The 21,418-nt window shown below is 41.7% G+C and carries 16 protein-coding genes and 1 tRNA gene; 7 read left to right on the top strand and 10 right to left on the bottom strand.

Annotation, left to right across the window (positions count from 1 at the left end; translation table 11 throughout):
• Positions 1-348: 348 nt before the first annotated feature.
• Both R3O62_RS22215 and R3O62_RS22210 read right to left on the bottom strand, forming a co-directional pair.
• On the bottom strand, positions 349-1,242 hold the full coding sequence (locus tag R3O62_RS22215) for an MlaD family protein (protein WP_005781423.1): 894 nt from the start codon (positions 1,240-1,242) through the stop codon (positions 349-351).
• Positions 1,243-1,261: 19 nt separating this feature from the next.
• A complete protein-coding gene (locus R3O62_RS22210; protein WP_165016209.1) occupies positions 1,262-2,515 on the bottom strand; it encodes an N-acetylmuramoyl-L-alanine amidase family protein in 1,254 nt (417 codons plus the stop codon).
• A gap of 108 nt (positions 2,516-2,623) precedes the next feature.
• On the opposite strand from R3O62_RS22210, the gene R3O62_RS22205 reads away from it, so the two are divergent.
• The 3 genes from R3O62_RS22205 to R3O62_RS22195 all read left to right on the top strand — a co-directional run bounded on the left by R3O62_RS22205 (position 2,624) and on the right by R3O62_RS22195 (position 5,199).
• The gene (locus R3O62_RS22205) at positions 2,624-3,517 is read left to right on the top strand and encodes a hypothetical protein (protein ID WP_005808451.1); all 894 of its coding nucleotides are present in this window, start codon (positions 2,624-2,626) and stop codon (positions 3,515-3,517) included.
• A gap of 122 nt (positions 3,518-3,639) precedes the next feature.
• Positions 3,640-4,110 (top strand): GNAT family N-acetyltransferase, encoded by a 471-nt coding sequence (locus tag R3O62_RS22200; RefSeq protein WP_234163989.1) that lies wholly within the window; start codon positions 3,640-3,642, stop codon positions 4,108-4,110.
• 348 nt (positions 4,111-4,458) lie between these two features.
• Entirely contained in the window at positions 4,459-5,199 is a 741-nt protein-coding gene (locus R3O62_RS22195; protein WP_022012171.1) for a CPBP family intramembrane glutamic endopeptidase, read from the top strand.
• A 22-nt stretch (positions 5,200-5,221) separates the two neighbouring features.
• Here R3O62_RS22195 and R3O62_RS22190 read toward each other — a convergent pair whose 3' ends face one another.
• The gene (locus tag R3O62_RS22190) at positions 5,222-7,315 is read right to left on the bottom strand and encodes a retroviral-like aspartic protease family protein (RefSeq protein WP_317472519.1); all 2,094 of its coding nucleotides are present in this window, start codon (positions 7,313-7,315) and stop codon (positions 5,222-5,224) included.
• Between the two features lie 194 nt (positions 7,316-7,509).
• Positions 7,510-9,816, bottom strand: a complete 2,307-nt coding sequence (locus tag R3O62_RS22185) for a family 20 glycosylhydrolase (protein WP_186992874.1) — start codon at positions 9,814-9,816, stop codon at positions 7,510-7,512.
• Between the two features lie 461 nt (positions 9,817-10,277).
• Here R3O62_RS22185 and R3O62_RS22180 point away from each other — a divergent pair, with 461 nt between their 5' ends.
• Both R3O62_RS22180 and R3O62_RS22175 read left to right on the top strand, forming a co-directional pair.
• Positions 10,278-10,814 carry an HD domain-containing protein gene (locus R3O62_RS22180; protein WP_005808444.1) on the top strand — a complete coding sequence of 179 codons (537 nt, stop codon included), beginning with the start codon at positions 10,278-10,280 and terminating at the stop codon, positions 10,812-10,814.
• An 89-nt stretch (positions 10,815-10,903) separates the two neighbouring features.
• Positions 10,904-13,612, top strand: a complete 2,709-nt coding sequence (locus tag R3O62_RS22175; protein WP_005781407.1) for a putative LPS assembly protein LptD — start codon at positions 10,904-10,906, stop codon at positions 13,610-13,612.
• Positions 13,613-13,701: 89 nt separating this feature from the next.
• On the opposite strand, the gene ung is transcribed toward R3O62_RS22175, so the two are convergent.
• Together ung and asnA are read right to left on the bottom strand one after the other, a co-directional pair.
• On the bottom strand, positions 13,702-14,364 hold the full coding sequence (gene ung, locus R3O62_RS22170) for a uracil-DNA glycosylase (RefSeq protein ID WP_234163962.1): 663 nt from the start codon (positions 14,362-14,364) through the stop codon (positions 13,702-13,704).
• A 6-nt stretch (positions 14,365-14,370) separates the two neighbouring features.
• The gene (asnA, locus tag R3O62_RS22165; protein ID WP_005781403.1) at positions 14,371-15,408 is read right to left on the bottom strand and encodes an aspartate--ammonia ligase; all 1,038 of its coding nucleotides are present in this window, start codon (positions 15,406-15,408) and stop codon (positions 14,371-14,373) included.
• A 218-nt stretch (positions 15,409-15,626) separates the two neighbouring features.
• Between asnA and R3O62_RS22160 the strand changes: the two genes are divergently transcribed.
• A tRNA-Arg gene (locus R3O62_RS22160) sits at positions 15,627-15,698 on the top strand.
• Positions 15,699-15,753: 55 nt separating this feature from the next.
• Here the strand turns inward: R3O62_RS22160 and R3O62_RS22155 are convergent.
• Positions 15,754-16,482: an HAD family hydrolase gene (locus R3O62_RS22155; protein ID WP_269109916.1), complete on the bottom strand. Its 729-nt coding sequence runs from the start codon at positions 16,480-16,482 to the stop codon at positions 15,754-15,756.
• Positions 16,483-16,579: 97 nt separating this feature from the next.
• Between R3O62_RS22155 and R3O62_RS22150 the strand changes: the two genes are divergently transcribed.
• Complete coding sequence (locus R3O62_RS22150) at positions 16,580-17,086, top strand: DUF5035 family protein (RefSeq protein ID WP_165016195.1); 507 nt, start codon at positions 16,580-16,582, stop codon at positions 17,084-17,086.
• 78 nt (positions 17,087-17,164) lie between these two features.
• Here the strand turns inward: R3O62_RS22150 and R3O62_RS22145 are convergent, their stop codons facing one another.
• From R3O62_RS22145 to lysS, 3 genes are all read right to left on the bottom strand, one after another.
• The gene (locus R3O62_RS22145; protein ID WP_005781398.1) at positions 17,165-18,502 is read right to left on the bottom strand and encodes a glucose-6-phosphate isomerase; all 1,338 of its coding nucleotides are present in this window, start codon (positions 18,500-18,502) and stop codon (positions 17,165-17,167) included.
• A gap of 25 nt (positions 18,503-18,527) precedes the next feature.
• Positions 18,528-19,523, bottom strand: coding sequence for an NAD(P)H-dependent glycerol-3-phosphate dehydrogenase (locus R3O62_RS22140; protein ID WP_005781396.1), 996 nt, complete (start codon positions 19,521-19,523; stop codon positions 18,528-18,530).
• 99 nt (positions 19,524-19,622) lie between these two features.
• Positions 19,623-21,350 (bottom strand): lysine--tRNA ligase, encoded by a 1,728-nt coding sequence (lysS, locus tag R3O62_RS22135; protein WP_005781393.1) that lies wholly within the window; start codon positions 21,348-21,350, stop codon positions 19,623-19,625.
• Between the last annotated feature and the right edge of the window lie 68 nt (positions 21,351-21,418).

The raw sequence follows: 21,418 nt of genomic DNA, 5'->3' as shown, positions 1-21,418 counted from the left end.
AGCGGCTGTAATACATTTATTAATTAAGCAAAACTTCTACGATTGCAAAATTGGGAATCTTATTTGAGAAAAACAAATCTCTTTTTTCTTGTATTTCTCACTGAAAGAATAATGTGTTTACTTTCAATGACTTATCATTTTCCTGTAAAATACCCCTTGCCGGAAGCTATTGCTTTTTTGTAACTACTTATTAATTAATTGTTTATCAGATAAATTTCCACATACTATTCTTGAACCTGATAGCCGGTACAGATATCCTTTCTGTCTATGGATAGACTTTTAAAGGATTTCATCCTGTCCTTGTTTTGTAGGCGCTTATTTAGATAAATTCTATTTAAGAGGTTTCACCTACTTATCTTTTTTGCCAAACAGGGAGAAGTGGACATATCGTTTGGGATGTTCCTTCAGGTCTTCAAGCAAACTTGCTGCATTGATGGTAGTTTGGTTCAGGTTATTGTATAATTGTGGATCGTTTAGCAGCAAACCAACGGTGTTGTCTTTGCTGTTAAGCTTTTCTGTAAGCATTTTTACGTTACTGAGGGTTGCGTCTATTTTTTTGAACGTAGTGGCATAATCAATTTCTTTCAGATTGCCACTGATTACGATAAAGTTGTCTCCGATGGTATTCAGCTTCCCTGTTAATTGTGGAATATCATTATTCATTAATACTTTCAGCTGGCGGCTGGTAACTTCCAGATTGGCCGTCGTCTTTTCAATAGAATGCAGAGTTGCCGGGATACTTTGATCCGCCATAATCGTGTTCAGTGAAGTGAGGATAGAATCTAATTTAGGCAGCATCTTTTCTACGGCGGGCATCATAGCTGCTACCTTTTCCATCATTCCGTTGTTCAGAGTTCCGGGAATTGTATCACCTACCATATAACGTTCGCGCGGATTATTAGCCAATAAGATATTCATTCTTACTCCTCCCATCAGTTCGGGCACCAATTCGGCAGAGCTTCCTTTCGGTATGCGAAGATCAGTGTCTACTTCTACTTCCACGATGACATTTTCCGGTTGGTTGTAATCATAGGCAATATCACGGACAATACCTACACGGACACCGTCGGCAAATACCGGGCTGGACTGTGCCAGACCGTTTACATTATGGAATTTTACATAAAAATAGCTGGCAGGCTTAAACATATTAATGCCCTTCAGATAGTTAATTCCGAAAACGAGTAAGCACAAGGCTGCAATACCTGCTATTCCTATTCTGACTTCTTTCGTAATGAGTTTCATGTTTTGTTATTTAGTCTTTTTATTTATTTCTTCTTTTCTTAAATTCGGCTATAGCCTCATTGATATTCATTTTCTCTCCGTTGCGGAATGCAATGATGAAAGCATCCTTAAATAATGGAGTCACCGTATTACGGCGCGTCCGCAGCACCTTGTTATAATCAGGAGATGCCCCGTAAGTGTATTTGTATATTCCGCCTTCTTTATAGTAATCTACGTCTTTCAATCCCTTCAGTCGTTTGTCATTTTTGGCCAATGGACGTGAGGAAGTAAGTATTTGTATCTTAAACGTAATTTCGGAGTCGTTTGTTGTGCTTTCTGCAACAATTGGACGTTGAGTTTTCGCTTCTGCCATTAACTCTTTGGGGCGTGAAGAGTTTTTAGGTCTTTCTGCTGCTTTTTCTTGTGCACTATCTGTCTGTGCAATCACAGGTGCTTCTGTAGCTTCTTCGTCATCATTTGGCAAAATGGTACGACTGGCACCGGTCAAACGGATTTCGTGTTCTCTTTTATAAGCCAGAAATGCCCGATAGATTCCTCTTGCCAAAGTAGTAGTTCCTTCATCCGTATTCAGATAGCGTTCCTCTTCAGGAGTGGAAATGAAACCAAGCTCAACGAGAATACTTGGCATGGCACTGGCCTTTAATACCAGAAACCCGGCTTGGTGTACACCACGGTCTATCCGTTTGCAATGATGGCGAAACTGTTTTTGAACCAGAGATGCCAGATGCACACTCTGCTCCATATATTTATCTTGCATGAATTCGAAGATGATATATGATTCTGCAGAATTAGGGTTGAAACCTGCGTAACGGGTTTTATAATCATCTTCATATAGGATTACAGAGTTCTCCCGTTTGGCGACTTCCAGGTTGGCATCCGATTTGGCCAGACCTAATGTCCAGGTAGAAGCACCTTTGGCTGTCCGGTTATTGGCTAAAGCATTGGTGTGGATTGAAATAAATAGATCGGCTTTGGCATTATTGGCAATTTCGGCACGGCGATCCAGTGGTATAAAAACATCTTTGCTGCGGGTATATACTACTTTTACGTCGTTGCAGTTTTGCTTAATCTGATTTCCCAATTTCAATGCTACCTTCAGATTGATGTTTTTTTCTTTAGATATCTTTCCGATGGCTCCGGGATCATGACCGCCGTGTCCGGCGTCAATAACGACAACAAAATCTTTTGCCCAGGTACTACCGACGTTTAGTGGAGAAACGAGTAGCCAAAGGCAAATCAGTATATATAATATGTGTGGTCTACGTAGTTCCATATAAAAATAATGTGCAAATGTAGCAGAATTTTGTTGAAAACTCACTATTTAGTGTTAAGTTTTGAGTTTTTTACCTTACTTTGCACTCGAAATTTAAATGATATAACGATGCTGAAGTTCTTGAAAAATTGGACGCTTCCGGTAGCGATGTTGTTAGGCGCCATTGGTTATCCTGTATTTATCAGCCTTTCTTTTTTGACTCCGATACTGATTTTCACTATGTTACTGCTTACTTTTTGTAAAGTATCTCCTTGTGATCTAAAGCCTAAACCCTTACATTTGTGGCTTTTGTTGATCCAGATATTCGGTTCATTGGCGGTTTATCTTCTTCTTTATCGTTTTAATAAAATTGTAGCGGAGGGAGCAATGGTTTGTGTCATTTGTCCTACAGCTACGGCAGCGGCGGTCATTACTTCTAAATTGGGTGGAAGTGCTGCCAGTCTGACTACTTATACGTTGATTGCAAATATTGGGGCAGCTGTTGCAGTTCCTATTTTCTTTCCGTTAATAGAGGCAAATCCGGATATTAGTTTTATAGATGCATTTCTGGTTATTTTGAGTAAAGTCTTTCCATTGTTGATTTGTCCTTTTCTGGTGGCCTGGTTTCTGCAGAAGTTCATTCCCAAAGTTCATCAGGTATTGTTAAGCTATCACGAATTAGCATTTTATTTGTGGGGTATTTCTCTTGCCATCGTAACGGCACAAACTATTTATTCGCTGATTAACGATCCGGCGGACGGACTGACGGAAATCATGATTGCAGTAGTTGCTTTGATAACTTGTTGCTTGCAATTCTTTTTAGGGAAAACCTTGGGTAGTGTCTATAATGACCGAATCAGTGGAGGACAAGCTTTGGGGCAGAAGAATACGATTCTTGCCATTTGGATGGCTCATACTTATCTGAATCCACTTTCGGCTGTGGGACCGGGGAGTTATGTTTTATGGCAAAACATTATTAATAGCTGGCAATTGTGGAAAAAGAGAAAGAATGATATGAAATAGAGAATGTAAGATACCGATTTGAAGCTGTTGGACTTTGTTTGTCCCTTTGTTTTTCCTTTTTCCTACTTATTACTGGATTACTATACTGGCGATGTTGTCAGAAAATAAATAAGGATGTAATTATGGATATTGTTTCATTGCGAAAGAATCCTCAATATTTAGAGGAAGCGATTGCTTATTTCCAAAGTAAATGGGCTGACGAAAACAGTAAAATGGTCTATGACAACTGTTTTAGAACCTGTGTGGTGTCAGAATCTCCCTTACCACAGTTCTATCTTCTGATGGATAACGAAGAAATAATAGGTTGTGCCGGACTTGCAACAAATGATTTTAATTCACGAATGGATTTGTATCCGTGGCTGGTTGCCTTATTCATAGAGGAACGATATAGAGGACATAATTATGGAAGATTATTAATCGAAACCGTAGAAAAAGATACCCGACAATTGGGATTTGGGGATTTATATTTGTGTACGAAACATATAGGCTATTACGAACATTTCTGTTTTGAATATATAGGAGATTGCTATCATCCGTGGGGGGAGCATGCACGAGTTTACCAAAAACATATCACTTTCTCAGCTGATCTTTAGAGATACTTCTGGCATTTACAGGTTTGCCACAAGTTTAGTATATTCCTTTGTCTATATAGCAAACTAAACCTTACTTCTATTGGAGCCAAAATATCTGTGGTAGTAAAAAGAAAAACAATCTTTTTCTTTTTACCAGCTTTGTTTTTATGATTGGCTACCTTTTGTTACCTTTGTGTATCAGGCTCATTATTCGGTGAATATTTTTGTTTTCTTACTATCTTATTACCCCGTTATTAATTATAAGAGTATATTTAGTTTGGTATATCTATAGCCGGTATAATGTACAGTGGAGATAAAGAATTTAAAGTGCCCTCTATCCGGTGGGACCGAACTATAAAATATTGGATTATGGATAAAATATTGCGAGCTTTCTGGAATCGTTATTTTCATTATGATTGGGCTTTTGGTCTGTTCCTGATTTTATTATTCGGTGTTCCCCGGTTTGTTATTGTCCTGCAATCTTACGTGACAAGAAGTTATGGTATAGTGATGTTTGTTTTTTTAGCCATGTGGTTTGTACCCTTTATTTTCCTTACCGGATACGGACGAAAATGTATTGGCATAAGGAAGCCTGATCACTGTGGACGTTTGTTTTTGTCTTTTATTGCGGGAGGGATGTCTTGTGCTGTTATATTTGCCCTTTTCTTTTTATTATATGATAAAACAATAGATAACGCGTTTGTATATATAGGAGGGAATAATCCCGGGGCATTCATTTCAGGACCTGATAAGCAGCTTTATTTTTGGATAGCTGTTATTCCAAGTATGATATTTAGCCCGATAGGGGAAGAGTTTCTATACCGTGGGGTGATACATGGCAGTTTTGTTCAAAGGTTTGGTGAGTCGAAGGCCTCTGTTTTAGATTCATTGGCCTTCGCTGTTACCCATGTTGCCCATTTTGGTATTGTTTATGTTTCTGGTATTTGGCAATTTCTTCCTTTCCCGGCTATTCTTTGGGTTTTATCCATGTTCGTAGTCAGCCAAATTTTTTTCAGATGTAAGCAGTTTTGTAATTCCATTTGGGGAGCCGTGTTTGCACATGCGGGTTTCAATTGCTTTATGATGTATTTTATTTTTTATCAGTTATAGAACACACTCTCACTTTCTGAATTTAGTTAAGTTCTGATAGTTTCATGTGCTCTACATCGAATACTACTTTTTTGTTTGCTCTGCTTAATTCCTGCAAAGAAATCTGTTGGGCATTGGGAGTGGGATTACCTATCGAATACCGTTTTGTATTGTCGTCCGGATCACGGAAACAGAATGTATAGTTTATCAACAGTAGCGGGTATTGTTTGGCATTGGGATAGGTCTGAGGGTGTTGTACCAATACGATCCTTTGATTTTCAATAGAAAACTGAGGAAGCAGGCGTATGAAAGTGTTCCCTAATACAATTTCTGTTTCCTCTGCGATGTCGAACTGTACATTGTTTATCAATAGGTCACCTAACCTCAATTCATCGGCTATTGCCATGCGCTTCTTGCCACCTTTACCAGTACTGTCTTCAAATTCAATGATTTTCATTTTAAGTTTCTGGGCATCGGCTTCCGATATGCTTGAAAAACTGTGGTCTGGAGCAAAGTAGAGTTTACTTTTTATTTCATTTATCTTTCCCCTTACTAAAAGTCCTTTTTCGTCAAGAGTAGTACTGATAGATACTTCCGGTTTTGTCCAAATGAGCCGCTGTGCCCCGAAAGGCTCTAAAGCTACGCATTTATTGTATCCGTTTATTATGTCAGGGACAGCTTGTGCACAGATTTTCATTAATTCGCCTGCCTCTTTATACATTCCCAGATAGGCTAATGAAGCGGCACGCAGGTTGAGTACAGAAAGTATACTTCCCCCAAGCTCCTGTTGGTATTTGCCTAACAAACTGTCTGTGTAGTGGATACAGCTTTCCGGATTATTTTTCATAAACCCGATAAATGCATTGGTAAGCCATCTGCCTATTTCGTCGGTAGTTTTCTCTATCCGTTCATATTGAGCATCCAAGCCCATAATGTCTCCGCTATTGATATATTCCGAATAATTTTTACGTAACTGATAATCTTTGCCGGAGAAGTTCATACGGTCGAAGTTGAGTGTACAGGTTTCGAATCCGTAGAAGAATGGGAACCCTAATAATCCGGATTGTCTGGTTATGGAATCCGCTGTATATGTATTGAAGAATTGTACCGGACAATCATTCACGTCCATCACTTTGACGGAAGCCGTGTCCGGTGTGTGTATGAAACTTCCTTCTCCGCCTGTGTCTAATAGATAACTCCGGTTGTTCGCGAATAGAAAAATACAACCGGTTTCTGCGAAACATATATTAGGATCGATGGGCTGCCTTTGCTCCTCTTTTCTGAAAGTTAATTTGCCAAATTCGAATTCTATTTTAGAGATTCTCCGGAGTTCTTTTATTCCTAAGATGGCGTCGTGACCGGAAAAGATAGGATCCTTTTCAACAAGAGAAACATGGACTACCGTGTTGTGGAAAGTGATATTACCCAATTGTAAAGTCTCTACGAAACCGGTGGTGGCTTGTGAAGTACCGAACATGCTGTTTACGGATATGGTATCTCCTATACATGTCACGTTACATTTGCGTGCCATCTCCTGAGTGAGAAAAGTATAGGGTGCTCCTGTATCGAAGATGGTGTTAGGCAATTCGGTTTCATTTATTGTCATTGAGAGTATTAACGGATATGTATAACTTGTAGGAAGTGTACAGGATGTTCCTGGAAAATCTATCCGGAAATTATTTTTTTCCAATAAACCTTGGATTATTTTTTCTGAACAAAGGAAGTTTCCTTTTCTTTCTATCGCTTGGTAGAGCTTTTTATCTTTGCGCAAGGTCTGCCACCAGGAATTGAGTTGTCTGTAGTTCCCTTTTTCCAGAAGTTTCTCTGTTTTGGCATAACAATAGGCCAACTTTTGTTCCGGAGTACACTCTTCCGGATATAGAGTGAGGAGAGAGTCTACGCATTGAAGCATTTCGTCGGGGCGATTAAAATAATAATTCAATGATACTTTTGCATGTAACCGGGTTGCTTCATCCATCACAGAAGAAGAATCGTTATACAGTTTCCACAGTTGTGGAGCGTCCTGATAATCGTCTAATGCTAATATTTTCGACCTTAAAGAAGTGGTTGTTTGTGAAAAGGCAGTCATTGAAAAATAAATTGTACAAGTAAGAATGTCGAGCTTTAGTCTTGCCATAGTAGTATATGTTATAATTCAATTAGTTCTTGTGAATTTATGTGTTTTTTATGCGGAGTCATCAGTGTCGGCATCAGAATCCGGCATCCTTTTTATATAAGCCATAGATTACACTAAATGTAGATAATCTGTCAGTTCTACCTTCAATGTAATCTATGGCATATTAATGAAGTTTTGTTCGTTGACCCGAATCTTTAGTGTGCGAACAAGTCGTTTGTCGGAATTTCATTTCCTTCGCTACCTGTTACAGTCATTTTCAGTTGTCCACCGTTTTGGTCAAAGTATCGTACTTCTATTGGGTGGTATCCTTTGGCCAATGCTTTCTGTCCAATCACTTCGCGCGGTCCGTGCGGTCCGTCGTTGTTGATGACTTCTTCACCGTCTATCAGTAAGGTACTGCCGTCATCAGACAGCAGGGCAAAAGTGTAAATGTCATCTTTCGGAGCATTGATAAATCCCTTGATTACCAAACCGATGTTTCCCTTTGCTTTTTCTGGGATCATTATTTTCTCAATGACATAAGTTCCGTTCAGTGGAGCTTTGGGGATGTCATCGCATTTGCTGCCTTTAAATTCATACCATTCAGCTTCCAGACCTTTGTTGGAAGGAGTGGTAGTTGTGGCTGGAGCATATTCGCTCTTAATGAAACGCGTACGTGCGATATCACCGGCTTTCCCGTTAGGACGGAACGTACGGAAGGTAAAATCGGTTGTTTCTTTCACTGGGATAGGACCTTCGTATCTGGATGATTGCAGCGTCGGAATGCTTCCGTCGGTAGTATAACGAATATCTGCACTCGGATCCAGGCAAGTCACACTAACACTTCCCTCACCAATGAAAGCGTTGTTGCGGTGGAAACCTTCCAGATCGGGGATACGATAATTGATACCCATGATGTTGAGGCGTTCGAACTGATTGGCCAACCGTTGTGCAAAGGTATTCCAGTCTTTCTGCGAAGCCTGGCTCCATCCCAATTCGGCAATGGCCAACAGACGTGGAATAGCCATGTATTGCATCCGTTCGCGTGAGGGAATCCATTCGCACCAAATGTTTCCCTGTACGCCTTTGATCAGTCCTTGTTGTTCAGGAGTCGCTCCCTCGATCGTCAGGTCGAGATCGTAAATGTTGCGTACAGAATTCTTATCTTGCTGATAATCCAGGTAGAACTGGCTGTTGGGGGAGAAGATGATTGGGTTGCCCTGTTGGGTAGTCTTTTGCGGAGCATCCTTGACCCAGCTTCTCCACCACATGACGGTAGCAGTCGGGCTTAATCCACCTTCGATGATTTCGTCCCAACCGATCATCTCTTTGCCTTTTGAGTTGAAAAACTTTTCCATGTTATGGATAAACCAGGCTTGCAGTTCTTCTTCTGTCTTCAATTGGTTGTCTCGCATACGTTTCTGGCAGTCGGGACATTTTTTCCAGTTTGTCTTTTCCACTTCATCGCCGCCGATGTGCACGTATTTATAAGGGAACAGGTCTATCAGTTCGCTATATATGTTTTTACAAAACTCTATTGCCGATTCTTTTCCGGGGCAAACAGGAGAGGAGAAAGTGCTTCCCCAACCTACTTTGTCTGTACAGGCTACTCCGGAATAATTGCTGACGGCTGCCAGCATGTGACCCGGCATATCGATTTCGGGAACAATATCGATGCCGCGTACTTTGGCATATTCTATTACTTCTTTTATATCCTCTTGTGTATAATATCCGCCATACAGCGTGTCACCTTCCACAATGCGAAGCTTGTTTACCGGAATCCGGTAATCGGGGTTATCTTCCGATTTAGCCAGTTCCATGCATGACCGGTCGTGTGAATTGAACGTACGCCAAGCTCCTTTTTCGGTGAGTAACGGATATTTTTTGATTTCAATGCGCCATCCCTGGTCATCTGTCAGGTGCCAGTGGAACTTATTCATTTTATAAAGTGCCATTACGTCAAGCAGTTCTTTTACTTCTTCTTTGGTATAGAAGTGGCGGGATACGTCGAGCATAATACCACGCCATTCGAAGCGCGGGGCATCTTCAATCTGTACGGCGGGTATGGCCCATGTCACGCTGTCCACCATCTGCTTCGATTCAATCTGAGGTGGAAATAACTGGCGGAGTGATTCGATACCGGCTATCACACCGTTATAAGAATTTCCCGTAATCTCTATTTGATCGGGTTTTGCGGTGAGCGTATATGCCCCCTCCTTGCCTTCTATGGCAGCGGTAGAAAGAGTGATGTTTCCTTTGCCTTCTTTCACCTGGATGTTATATCCGGTGGCTACTGACAGAATACCTTTCAGGTACTCTGCTGCTGGAAGCAGTTCTGGATTGGTGGTACCGATGATGGTGTTTGGGGTTAATACAAACGCACCATGGTTCTGTTGCACTTTGTTTGGCAACGGTACAATAGAAACATCTCTGGTAGCGGGAGTGGGGCTACAGCCCGTCAGCAGTAATGCGCCGGTGAAAGCACAGGTTGCTAACCATTGTTTGTAAGATGGTTTTGTCATAAGGATAATTATTGGATTGTTTTTCAAATTAGTTTTAGTTTGCTTACTTTTACTGTATGAAAAGCACAAATATACAATCAATTCTTTTGATAATCTTCATTCCTGATTGAAAAACTGTTGCTATCTTTGCTCTTACGTAAACTTTCGCAGTCGGCTGTATGTTTCTTCTTCAGAAGAAATCGGTTTATTAAGTTGCTTTTTGCCTGTTTGTCAGTGTTTGTCATGGGATGGCTAATGTTTTGACGTATTGCTTCTTTCGATTTATGTACGTGCCTTCTTGAGACCACGGCTGTGATTCAAAGAGATCGCAATTGTGAACTGATGGAACCACAGTTGCAGATTGAACTGAATAACAAACTAAAAACTGTTGATAAATGCGTGAAATTGATAAGATAAACAGTGTGAATTTGCTTACTGAATAAGGAATGAGCAAGCCGGAAATTATAAAAAGTGAATAGAATATGGGAGCGCTTGATTTAATTGATAAATATTATCCTCAGGATAATGAGTTAAGAAATATATTGTTGGTTCACAGTCGTTCGGTTGCCGATAAGGCATTATGGATAGCCGATAAGCACCCGGAGTTGAACCTTGATACTACTTTTCTGAACGAAGCTGCCATGTTGCATGATCTCGGAATTTTTCTGACACATGCTCCGGGCATTAAGTGTTTGGGTAAGGAGCCATATATTTGTCATGGATATCTGGGAGCCGAGCTGGTGCGCAAAGAAGGTTTTCCGCGACATGCTTTGGTTTGTGAGCGTCATACCGGTGCGGGACTTTCACTGGAAGAGATTATTAAACAGCAGCTTCCTATTCCGCATCGTGAAATGTTGCCGGTCAGTATAGAAGAACAAGTGATTTGCTTTGCTGATAAATTCTTTTCGAAAACACATCTTGATCGTGAAAAATCGGTGCAAGATGCCCGTAAAAGTATTGCCCGGTACGGTGACGAAGGACTTCGACGCTTTAACAATTGGTGTGAGCTGTTTCTTTAGTGCCTAAAAAAGAATTAAAAATCAAGATTCTCAAGTATATTTGGTGAAGATTGTGTACTTTTGCCCCTTCAAGCGTAAACTATTAGTTAATGACGCCATTGAAAGCAAATACAATACTATCATTTATACTATTATTGATCCTCTTGATGCTTCCGGATGAAGCGATGGCTCAACGTCGCCGTGTCAGAGAGGTGAAGGGGCCTATCACTTATTCGCCCCAGCAAACTGATTCATTAAAAGCAGACACGTTGAAGGCTGATACCTTGTCGTTGCAATCTGCCAGGAAGAAGAAACAACCTCTGGATGCCCCTGTGGTCTATTCGGCTAACGATTCCATTGTTTTTACCGAAGGTGGCTTTGCACATCTGTATGGCGATGGTAAAGTGAATTATGAAAAAATAGAATTGGGAGCACAGATCATCACCATGAATATGGATAGCAGTACGGTGTATGCTCGTGGTGTGACTGATTCGTTAGGGGTTGAACAAGGCAAACCTGTGTTTAAGGATGGCGATACGCCTTATGAAACCAAAGCAATCCGGTATAATTTCAAAAGTAAAAAAGGATTTATCAATAACGTTGTAACTCAGCAGGGTGAAGGATATGTTGTGGGTAATAATGCCAAGAAAGGAGCTAATGATGAACTGTTTATGGAAAACGGACGTTATACGACCTGTGATCATCACGATCATCCACACTTCTACATGCAGTTGACCAAGGCCAAAGTTCGTCCCAAGAAGAATGTGGTGACTGGGCCTGCCTATTTGGTGGTAGAAGATGTACCGTTGCCATTGGCTGTACCTTTCTTTTTCTTTCCTTTCTCCAGCAGTTACTCTTCAGGTTTTGTGATGCCAAGCTACATGGACGATTCCAGTCGTGGTTTCGGATTGACGGGAGGTGGTTATTATTTTGCCATCAGCGATATAATGGATCTTAAGTTGACCGGAGATATATTTACGAAGGGGTCATGGGCCGGTAATCTGGAGACTAATTACAATAAACGTTATAAATATTCCGGTTCGTTACAGGCTGGCTATCAGGTTACTAAATTGGGAGATAAGGGATTGGCTGACTATTCGGTTGCCAAAGACTTTAAGATTGTATGGAATCATCGGCAAGACCAGAAGGCCAGTCCGAACAGTACTTTCTCGGCAAGTGTGAATTTCGCGACCAGTAGTTATGAGCGTACCAATATCAATAACCTTTATAATTCTCAGCTGATGACTCAGAATACGAAAACTTCGAGTGTCAGTTACTCTCGCAGTTTTCCGGATCAGAAACTGACGCTTGCAGGTACTTTCAACATAGCCCAGACCATGCGTGATTCTTCAATAGCTGTCACTTTGCCTGACTTGAATATCACTCTTAGTACTATTTTCCCTTTTAAACGCAAACGTGCGGTAGGTGAAGAGCGTTGGTACGAAAAGATTTCCTTGCGTTACTCGGGGCGTCTGACCAACAGCTTGAAAACTAAAGATGACCGCTTGTTTAAAGCAGGTTTTAGAGAGTGGGAGAATGCGATGCAGCATAACATTCCAGTGCAGGCCACCTTTACTCTTTTCAAGTATTTGCAGGTAGTGCCTTCATTCAATTATACAGAGCGTTGGTATACCCGTAAGGTGATGAAGAGCTATGATGAAACTACTCAGAAATGGGATACACACCCCGGCGATACGATTCATGGGTTCTACCGGGTATTTAATTATTCGGCCAGTTTGTCGTTGAGCACAAAGATGTATGGTATGTATCAACCTCTGTTTATGAAGAAAAAGGAAATACAGATTCGTCACGTCTTTACACCGCAGATTTCGTTGAATGGTTCTCCAAGCTTCGGACAGTTTTGGGAATACTACCGTGATGCAGACGGTAATGACCAATATTACTCTCCTTATTCCAGCCAGCAGTTTGGTACGGCTCCGCGTGAAAAGTCTGGAACGGTTAGTTTCGATGTATCGAACAACCTGGAAATGAAATACCGTAACAAGAAGGATTCTCTTATGAAAATAAGTCTGATCGATGAGATAGGCTTTAATCTTTCTTATAATATGGCGGCAAAGAAACAGCCGTGGAGTAACCTGAATATGCGTTTGCGTATGAAGTTTAAAAAGTTTAATAACTATACGCTGAACATGAATGCGGTGTTTGCCACTTATGCTTATACATTCGATAAGTCGGGTAATGTAATAGTCGGTGATCGTACAGAATGGTCTTACGGACGTTTCGGACGATTCCAGGGATGGGGATCTTCTATCAACTATACTTTTAACAATGATACTTGGAAGAAGTTGTTCGGAAAAGATAAAGATAGCGATCAAAAAAAGAAAAAGGATAGTGCTGACGACGAGGGAGGAGATTCAACCGGTGACGAAGTGGTTACTGAAAAGAAAGTTGAGAAAGCACAGGCAGACAGTGACGGATATCAGGTTTTCAAGATGCCATGGTCACTGAATGTTAACTATTCGTTCCGTATTAGTGAGGACCGTAGTAAGCCGATCAACCGTAATACCATGCGTTATCCGTTTAAGTATACGCAAAATATCAATATGTCGGGTAATCTGAAGATTTCCAATAACTGGTCGTTTACATTCAATTCCGGATATGATTTCGAAGCGAAGGAGATCACTCAGACCTCTTGTACGATTACTCGTGATTTGCACTGTTTTAATATGTCCGCCAGTATTTCTCCTTTCGGACGTTATCGCTATTATAACTTTACGATCCGTGCAACGGCCAGTATCCTGCGTGATTTGAAGTGGGATAAGAGAAGCCAGACTCAAAGCAACATCCAGTGGTATTAATAAATATCTATGAACGATAAACGGTGAACAATTTGTAGCACGAAAGCGTAAATTGTTCACCGTTTATCGTTCATAGATGGCTGTCTTCACTACCAGTTTATCTCTGTTTTTCCGTGGATTTTCAAGTATTCATTCGTTTTGCTGAAATGCTTATTCCCAAAGAAGCCGTTGTAGGCAGAGAGGGGAGAAGGGTGTGCCGAACTAAGTACCAAATGCTTGTTACGATCAATAAAGGCACCTTTCTTCTGTGCATAACTTCCCCATAGGATGAATACCAGATTTTCTCTTTCTTCCGCCAGAACACGGATAGCAGCATCTGTAAATTCTTCCCATCCGTGGCGTTGGTGCGAACCGGCCTGATGGGCACGTACTGTCAAAGTAGCGTTGAGCAACAGGACACCTTGTTCAGCCCACCGTGTCAGATTACCAGTGGGAGGAGTTGCCGTACCAATATCTTCTTTTATTTCTTTGAATATATTCACCAAAGAAGGTGGAAAGGCTACTCCATCATTTACCGAGAAACAAAGACCATGTGCCTGTCCGGGACCGTGGTAAGGGTCTTGTCCGATAATGACTACTTTTACTTTGTCAAAGGGACATAAATTGAATGCGTTGAATATCAACTTTCCAGGAGGAAAGATCTGGTACTGGCTATATTCGCTTCTGACAAATTCGGTCAGTGTGCGGAAGTAGTCTTTCTCAAATTCTGGTTGTAAATGAGCTTTCCAGCTCTCTTCTATTTGTACGTTCATAGGCTATTAAATAAGGTGTATATTAAGGGCTGTACATTCACGACGCATTTCTTCAGGCCAGATACTTGCTTGAATCTCACCGATATGCGCTTTGCGCAAATAGAACATGCATAAGCGTGACTGACCGATACCTCCACCGATAGAGAGTGGAAGGGTATCATCCAATAATCTCTTATGGAAATAGAGTTCCAGTCTTTGTTCTTGATTTTCTTGTTTTACTTGGCGCAAAAGAGCTTCTTTATCCACACGGATACCCATGGAAGACAATTCAATGGAACGTTGTAGTACATCGTCCCATAATAACAGGTCACCGTTCAGGCCAGGTAAGTCGTTCAGCCCTTTGCTGGTATAGTCGTCATAGTCCGGAGCACGTCCGTCATGTTTTTTACCATCACTCAGTTTGCAACCGATACCAATGATAAATACGGCTCCATACTTTTTACAGATGGCATGTTCACGGCATTTAGGTTCCATATCCGGATATAACTGGCGTAATTCTTCAGAGTGGATGAAGTGTAACTTTTGTGGCAGGCAAGGTTTGATCTGCGGATACATTTCGTATACCATATATTCCGTACGGATCATGGCGGCATAGATACGGTTGACAATCTCCTTAAGGAAGTCTGCATTGCGGTCCTCGGCAGTAATTACCCGTTCCCAGTCCCACTGGTCTACATAAAGTGAATGCAGGTTACCCAGTTCTTCGTCCGAACGAATTGCGTTCATATCCGTATAGATACCATAACCCGGTTCAATGTGATAATCTGCCAAAGTAAGTCGTTTCCATTTAGCAAGTGAGTGGACTACTTCAGCTTGTGCATCACCCAAGTCTTTAATAGGAAATGAGACAGGACGTTCTATGCCATTCAAATCATCATTGATACCCATTCCTTTGAGCACAAAGAGTGGAGCTGTCACACGTCGCAGACGTAATTCCGATGAAAGATTCAACTGGAAGAACTCTTTAATTTGTTTGATGCCCAATTCTGTCTGTTTCAGGTCAAGCAAAGGTTTATAATTCTGAGGTTTTATTAGGTAACTCATAGGTTTATTGATTGTTATTTGTCGGCAAAGATATGAATAATATCTATATCTGTACGAATAATTGGCTAAAATGTTATCAAATTGATCGTTTTATGTAGCATAAGAGTTGCAAAATAATATTTGAGGATATGGCGTTCGGTAGATAGATACTACAAAAAATGGTGAATCATTAGGAAAATGCGAAGTTTTTTTATACTTTTGTCGTCGCATAAAACAATGCTCCTGTAGTTCAACGAATAGAATGTAGGTTTCCGGTACCTAAGATAAGGGTTTGATTCCCTTCGGGAGTACAAAGATATAGCTGATAATTATTTAATTATCAGCTATTGTTGTTTTAAGGGGCGGTTAATGTAAGAACCGGGCTAACGCTTCCCATGACTCACATAGAGCTTGCATGGAAGGAAAGAGTAAATCGGCTCCGGAGTTTAACAGTACCTGCCCATCCAATGGACCGGTATTAACAGCAATGGTGAATATTCCGGCTTTGTGTCCGGCCTCTACTCCCAAAGGGGCATTTTCAATAACAATGGCTTCATAAGGCTTTAATCCTCCCTTTTCCAGTGCCATCAGATAGGGTTCCGGATTCGGTTTTCCGTATTTGACGTCGAAAGCAGTTACCATCAGTTCTTGTCGGAACATTCCCGGAAAATTGTGTTCAAGTCTGTCTAATAATGAAGCTTGTCCGGATCCGGTGACTACAGTCGGAATGATACCTTCAGATTTAATTTTTTGTAGTAATTCCCAGGCACCCGGCATACGTTCGGCTTGGGGATGCTTGTTGAACTCAATGCTCTTTTCATGATAAATACTCTCTATCTCTTCCGGCGTGGCGTCGCGTCCCAGTTGACGCTGATATACGATGTTGATGGTTCCCGCTCCGGTGCGGCCTTCGTGCAAATAAGCTTCTTCTTTGCTCAAATGAAGTCCGTGAGCTTCCATCGTTTTGTGCCATGCTTCGGCGTGATAAGGCATGGAGTTGAAAAGTACGCCGTCCATATCGAAAAGTGCGGATTTCAACTGAATGGATTGATAATGATTTTGTTTGAGATATTGCGTAATTGCTTCCTGAAACATGATATATACCTATTGATTTGGAGTGCAAAGATACGATTATTTTGGTGAATCGAACAGAATATGTATTTTTGCAAAATCTATAAAGTGATATGATTGCATGAGAAAACTATTTTTTCCTTTACTGTCGTTATGCTTGCTGACTACTGCTTGCAAAGATTCTGTCCCCAGTCCTACAATCGAAATGGAAGGGCTTTATATCAATGACGGAGAGATGGATTATGCCCGGCAAATGGAGGCATTACCCCCTCTAAAAGTAGATGATGAACTTGAAATTTCGCTGAAACTGGATGGAAACGGAGAAGAACTAAATACGTTTCTGGTGAAGGAAGAGACTTTGGGCAGTGAGGTAAACGCTGTGGCGATTGATTTTAATGAATTGCCGGAAGAAGCTCTCAGTAATGATAAGGAGTTCACGGATAAGGATAATGGTAAATTAGGTTTTAAAGATGGAGTCTCTCAGACTAAAGTGGGGCTGCGGGCAAAGGTGCAGCAAGTCACCGAGGACGGAGTGAAACTTAAGTTTTACCTTTTTTCCAAGCCCGTCAATTGCGAGGGAGCTAAGTATGAACTGGAAATTAAAACTTCCGAGAATCAAACAGATTAATTGGATGGCCCGATATATAAAAAGAGCGATGCTGTTGGAAGCATCGCTCTTTTTATATATCGGTAATTTTATAGCTTTTTACAGTTTCGCCCGGATTGCTTTTGATTCTTCTTCATATCCCGGCTTGTTTAGCAAAGCAAACATATTCTTTTTGTATGCTTCCACACCCGGCTGATTGAATGGGTTTACGCCCAGCAGATAACCACTGATACCACATGCTTTTTCGAAGAAATAGAGTAGCTGTCCGATGCTGTATTCACTCAGTTCAGGAATGACAATACGCATGTTAGGAACACCACCGTCTACATGAGCCAATTGAGTTCCCAGTTCGGCCATCTTGTTCACTTCGTCTACACGTTTGCCTGCCAGGAAGTTTAAACCGTCCAGGTTAGCTTCGTCCGAAGGAACTTCCAGCTTATGATTCACTTTGTCTACAGAGATCACTGTTTCGAAGATTGTGCGTTCGCCTTCCTGAATCCACTGACCCATCGAGTGCAGGTCTGTAGAGAAGTCTACTGCTGCCGGGAAGATACCTTTGTTGTCTTTTCCTTCAGATTCTCCGTAAAGCTGCTTCCACCATTCACTCACGTAGTGTAGTTTCGGACAGAAGTTTACAAGAATTTCTATCTTCTTTCCACTTTTATACAGTTCATTGCGGGTAGCGGCATAGATTGCTGCGGGATTTTCCGCAAAAGGAACCTCGGCTCCACAAGTCTTTTCCATATCGGCGGCACCTGCTACCAGTTTTTCAATGTCGAATCCGGCTACTGCAATAGGCAGCAAACCTACCGGAGTCAGTACAGAAAAACGTCCTCCGACGTTGTCAGGGATAATGAATGATTTGTATCCTTCTTTATCTGCGGTGACGCGGGCTGCGCCTTTCTTTGCATCTGTAACGGCAACGATTACTTTTTTGGCCATCTCTTTGCCGCGTTGGTCTTCGCATTGCTTCTTCAGCAAGCGGAACGCCAAAGCTGTCTCTGTAGTCGTACCGGATTTGGAGATATTGATCACACCGAATTTCTTGTCTTTCAGGAATTCTGTCAGTTCATACAGATAATCTTCACCGATATTATGGCCGGCATAGATGATGACCGGAGCTGTTTTCTTTTCCTGCAACCAGGTGAAGCTGTTTGACAATGCCTCGATCACCGCACGGGCGCCCAGGTAACTTCCGCCGATACCGGCTACGATCACCACTTCACAGTTGTCTCTCAATACTTGTGCAGTAGCCTTCAGGTCAGCCAGATGCTCTTTGCTGATAGAAGAGGGCAAATGCAACCACCCCAGAAAGTCATTACCTTTACCTGTGCCGTTTTCCAGCGCTTCCTGTGCGGCTTTAACCTGAGCTTCATAGGCAGAAACCGATTCTTTGGAGATGAATCCAAAAGTCTTTTCAATGTTCAAACTAATCATATCTTTTTTATTTTTACGTTATTAACTATCTAAACGAGTCAGTCAACAGTTTAATTTCAATCATCGGAGATATGCGTTCGTATAAGATGTTGTATACAGCATCGAGTATCGGCATATTTACATGATGATGTTTATTGATTTCCTTAATACATTTTGTTCCGTAATATCCTTCCGCTATCATTTCCATTTCTATCTGGGCACTCTTTACGGAGTATCCTTTCCCGATCATGGTACCGAACGTGCGGTTACGGCTGAAGTTAGAATAGCCTGTTACCAATAAATCACCCAAATAAACAGATTCGTCCACGTTTCTGTTTATGGGATGCACCGTATTTAAGAAACGGTTCATCTCTTGAATGGCATTTGATATCAATACAGCCTGGAAATTATCTCCGTATTTCAGACCGCTGCAAATACCTGCTGCGATGGCATATACGTTTTTCAGTACGGAACTGTATTCAATCCCTATCACATCGTCGCTGACAGACGTTTTGATGAAGCTGCTGCCCAGTCTACGGGCAAAAACACGTGCCTTATCCTTGTCCGGGCAAGCGATGGTGAGATAGGAGAGACGTTCCAGTGCCACTTCCTCGGCATGACAGGGACCAGCCAATACAGCGATGTTTTCGGGAGGAACACCATATTCTTTATTAAAGTATTCCGAAACAATCAGATTGTCATCGGGAACAATACCTTTGATAGCGGTAATAATGAACTTGTCTCTGATCCGTGTTTTCAGCTTTTTCAGGTGAGCTTTCAGATATGGAGAAGGAGTGACGAAAATAAGCGTATCAGATTCTTTCACTACATCGTTGATGTTAGAGCTGAAATTGATGCGCTTCATGTCGAACTTTACGCCTGTCAGATAGGCTGGATTATGTCCGAGTCGTTTAAAATCGGCAATGCGGTCGTCGCGCCTCATGTACCAATTGATAGACTCTTCTTGAGCCAGACACATCTTTGCGATGGCTGTAGCCCAGCTTCCTCCGCCCATTATCGCTATCTTACCGGGTAATTTCATTTCTATAAATTAAGAATTAAAAATGAAGAATGAAGAATGGTGCATGAAAGATAGGGAGACAAATGTTCCGGTTCTTCATCACCATTCTTCATTCTTGATTTATTTAATTTTCTGTATCCACTCGGCTACATCGTTTACTGACGGATTAGTCAGTTCCAATTTGTATTTCTTATTGATGCCACAAATATCCTGATGTAATTTCTGTGGATTTACATCTTTCATATCGGCTACCAGGTTGTATCCGGCTTTTTGAATTGCAGGCACCCAGTCTTCGGCAATGCCTAACTCCATGAATTTGGCGGCACTATCTTTCGGTACGACTTTTTCCGGACGCATCTGCGGGAAGAACAATACTTCCTGGATAGTTGATTGTCCGGTCATCAACATAGTAAGGCGGTCCATGCCGATACCCATACCCGAAGTAGGAGGCATGCCGTATTCCAATGCACGGACAAAGTCTTTGTCGATAATCATTGCTTCGTCATCTCCTTTTTCACTTAGCTTCATCTGATCTTCAAAGCGTTCCAACTGGTCGATCGGATCGTTTAACTCAGAATATGCATTACACAATTCTTTACCGTTTACCATTAATTCGAAACGTTCTGTCAGTTCAGGGTTGGTACGGTGCTTTTTGGTCAGCGGAGACATTTCGATCGGATAGTCAGTGATGAAAGTCGGCTGGATATAAGTTCCTTCACAGAACTCACCGAATATTTCATCGATCAGTTTACCTTTACCCATCGTTTCGTCGATTTCCATATTCAGTTTCTGGCATACTTCGCGGATTTGTGCTTCGTTCATACCTGTCAAGTCGTAACCGGTATGTTCCTTAATGGCATCCAGCATGGTGACGCGTCTGTACGGAGCCTTGAAGTTGATGATATTGTCACCTACTTTTACTTCAGTAGTACCATTTACGTCCAGACAGATCTTTTCAATCATCTTTTCGGTAAATTCCATCATCCAGTTATAGTCTTTGTAGGCTACATATATCTCCATGCAAGTAAATTCTGGATTGTGCGTACGGTCCATACCCTCGTTACGGAAGTTTTTACCGATTTCATATACTCCCTCAAAGCCACCGACAATCAGACGTTTCAGATACAACTCGCTGGCAATACGCATATAGAGTGGGATGTCCAAAGCATTGTGATGGGTCATGAACGGGCGTGCGGCAGCTCCTCCGGCGATGGCCTGGAGAATAGGAGTTTCTACTTCCATGTAGCCTTTCGAATTGAAATATTCGCGCATAGAACTGTACACCTTGCTGCGTTTCATGAATATATCTTTGATACCTTCGTTTACGGCCAGGTCGACATAACGCTGACGGTAACGGAGTTCAGGATCTTCGAAAGAGTCGTAAGCCACGCCGTCTTTGTATTTTACGATAGGCAGTGGTTTGATCGATTTGGCAAGTACAGTCAGTTTCTGTGCATGAATACTGATTTCGCCCATCTGAGTGCGGAACACGAAACCTTCAATTCCGATAAAGTCGCCTAAGTCGAGCAGGCGTTTGAACACAGTATTGTACATCTCTTTGTCCTCTCCCGGACAGATGTCATCGCGAGTGATATACACCTGAATACGGCCTTTAGAATCCTGTAGTTCGATAAAAGAGGCTTTGCCCATCACGCGGCGGCTCATCATGCGGCCAGCTACAGATACCTGGCGAGGTGCTTCGTCGTCTTTGAATTCGGCTTTAATATCGGTTGAGAAAGCGTTGGTTACATACTCTGCTGCGGGATAGGGTTCGATGCCCATCGCGCGAAGTTCATTCAGACTGTTACGTCGGATGATTTCCTGTTCACTTAGTTCTAATATGTTCATTTCGTTAGATATTAACTCAATTTTGGAGGCAAAAATACGAAACTTTTCTTAGAAATACGGCATTGTAA

Origin of the sequence: Bacteroides hominis (assembly GCF_033042785.2) — a bacterium.
Lineage (GTDB): Bacteria > Bacteroidota > Bacteroidia > Bacteroidales > Bacteroidaceae > Bacteroides > Bacteroides hominis.
This window is presented reverse-complemented; position numbering and strand designations above follow the sequence as displayed.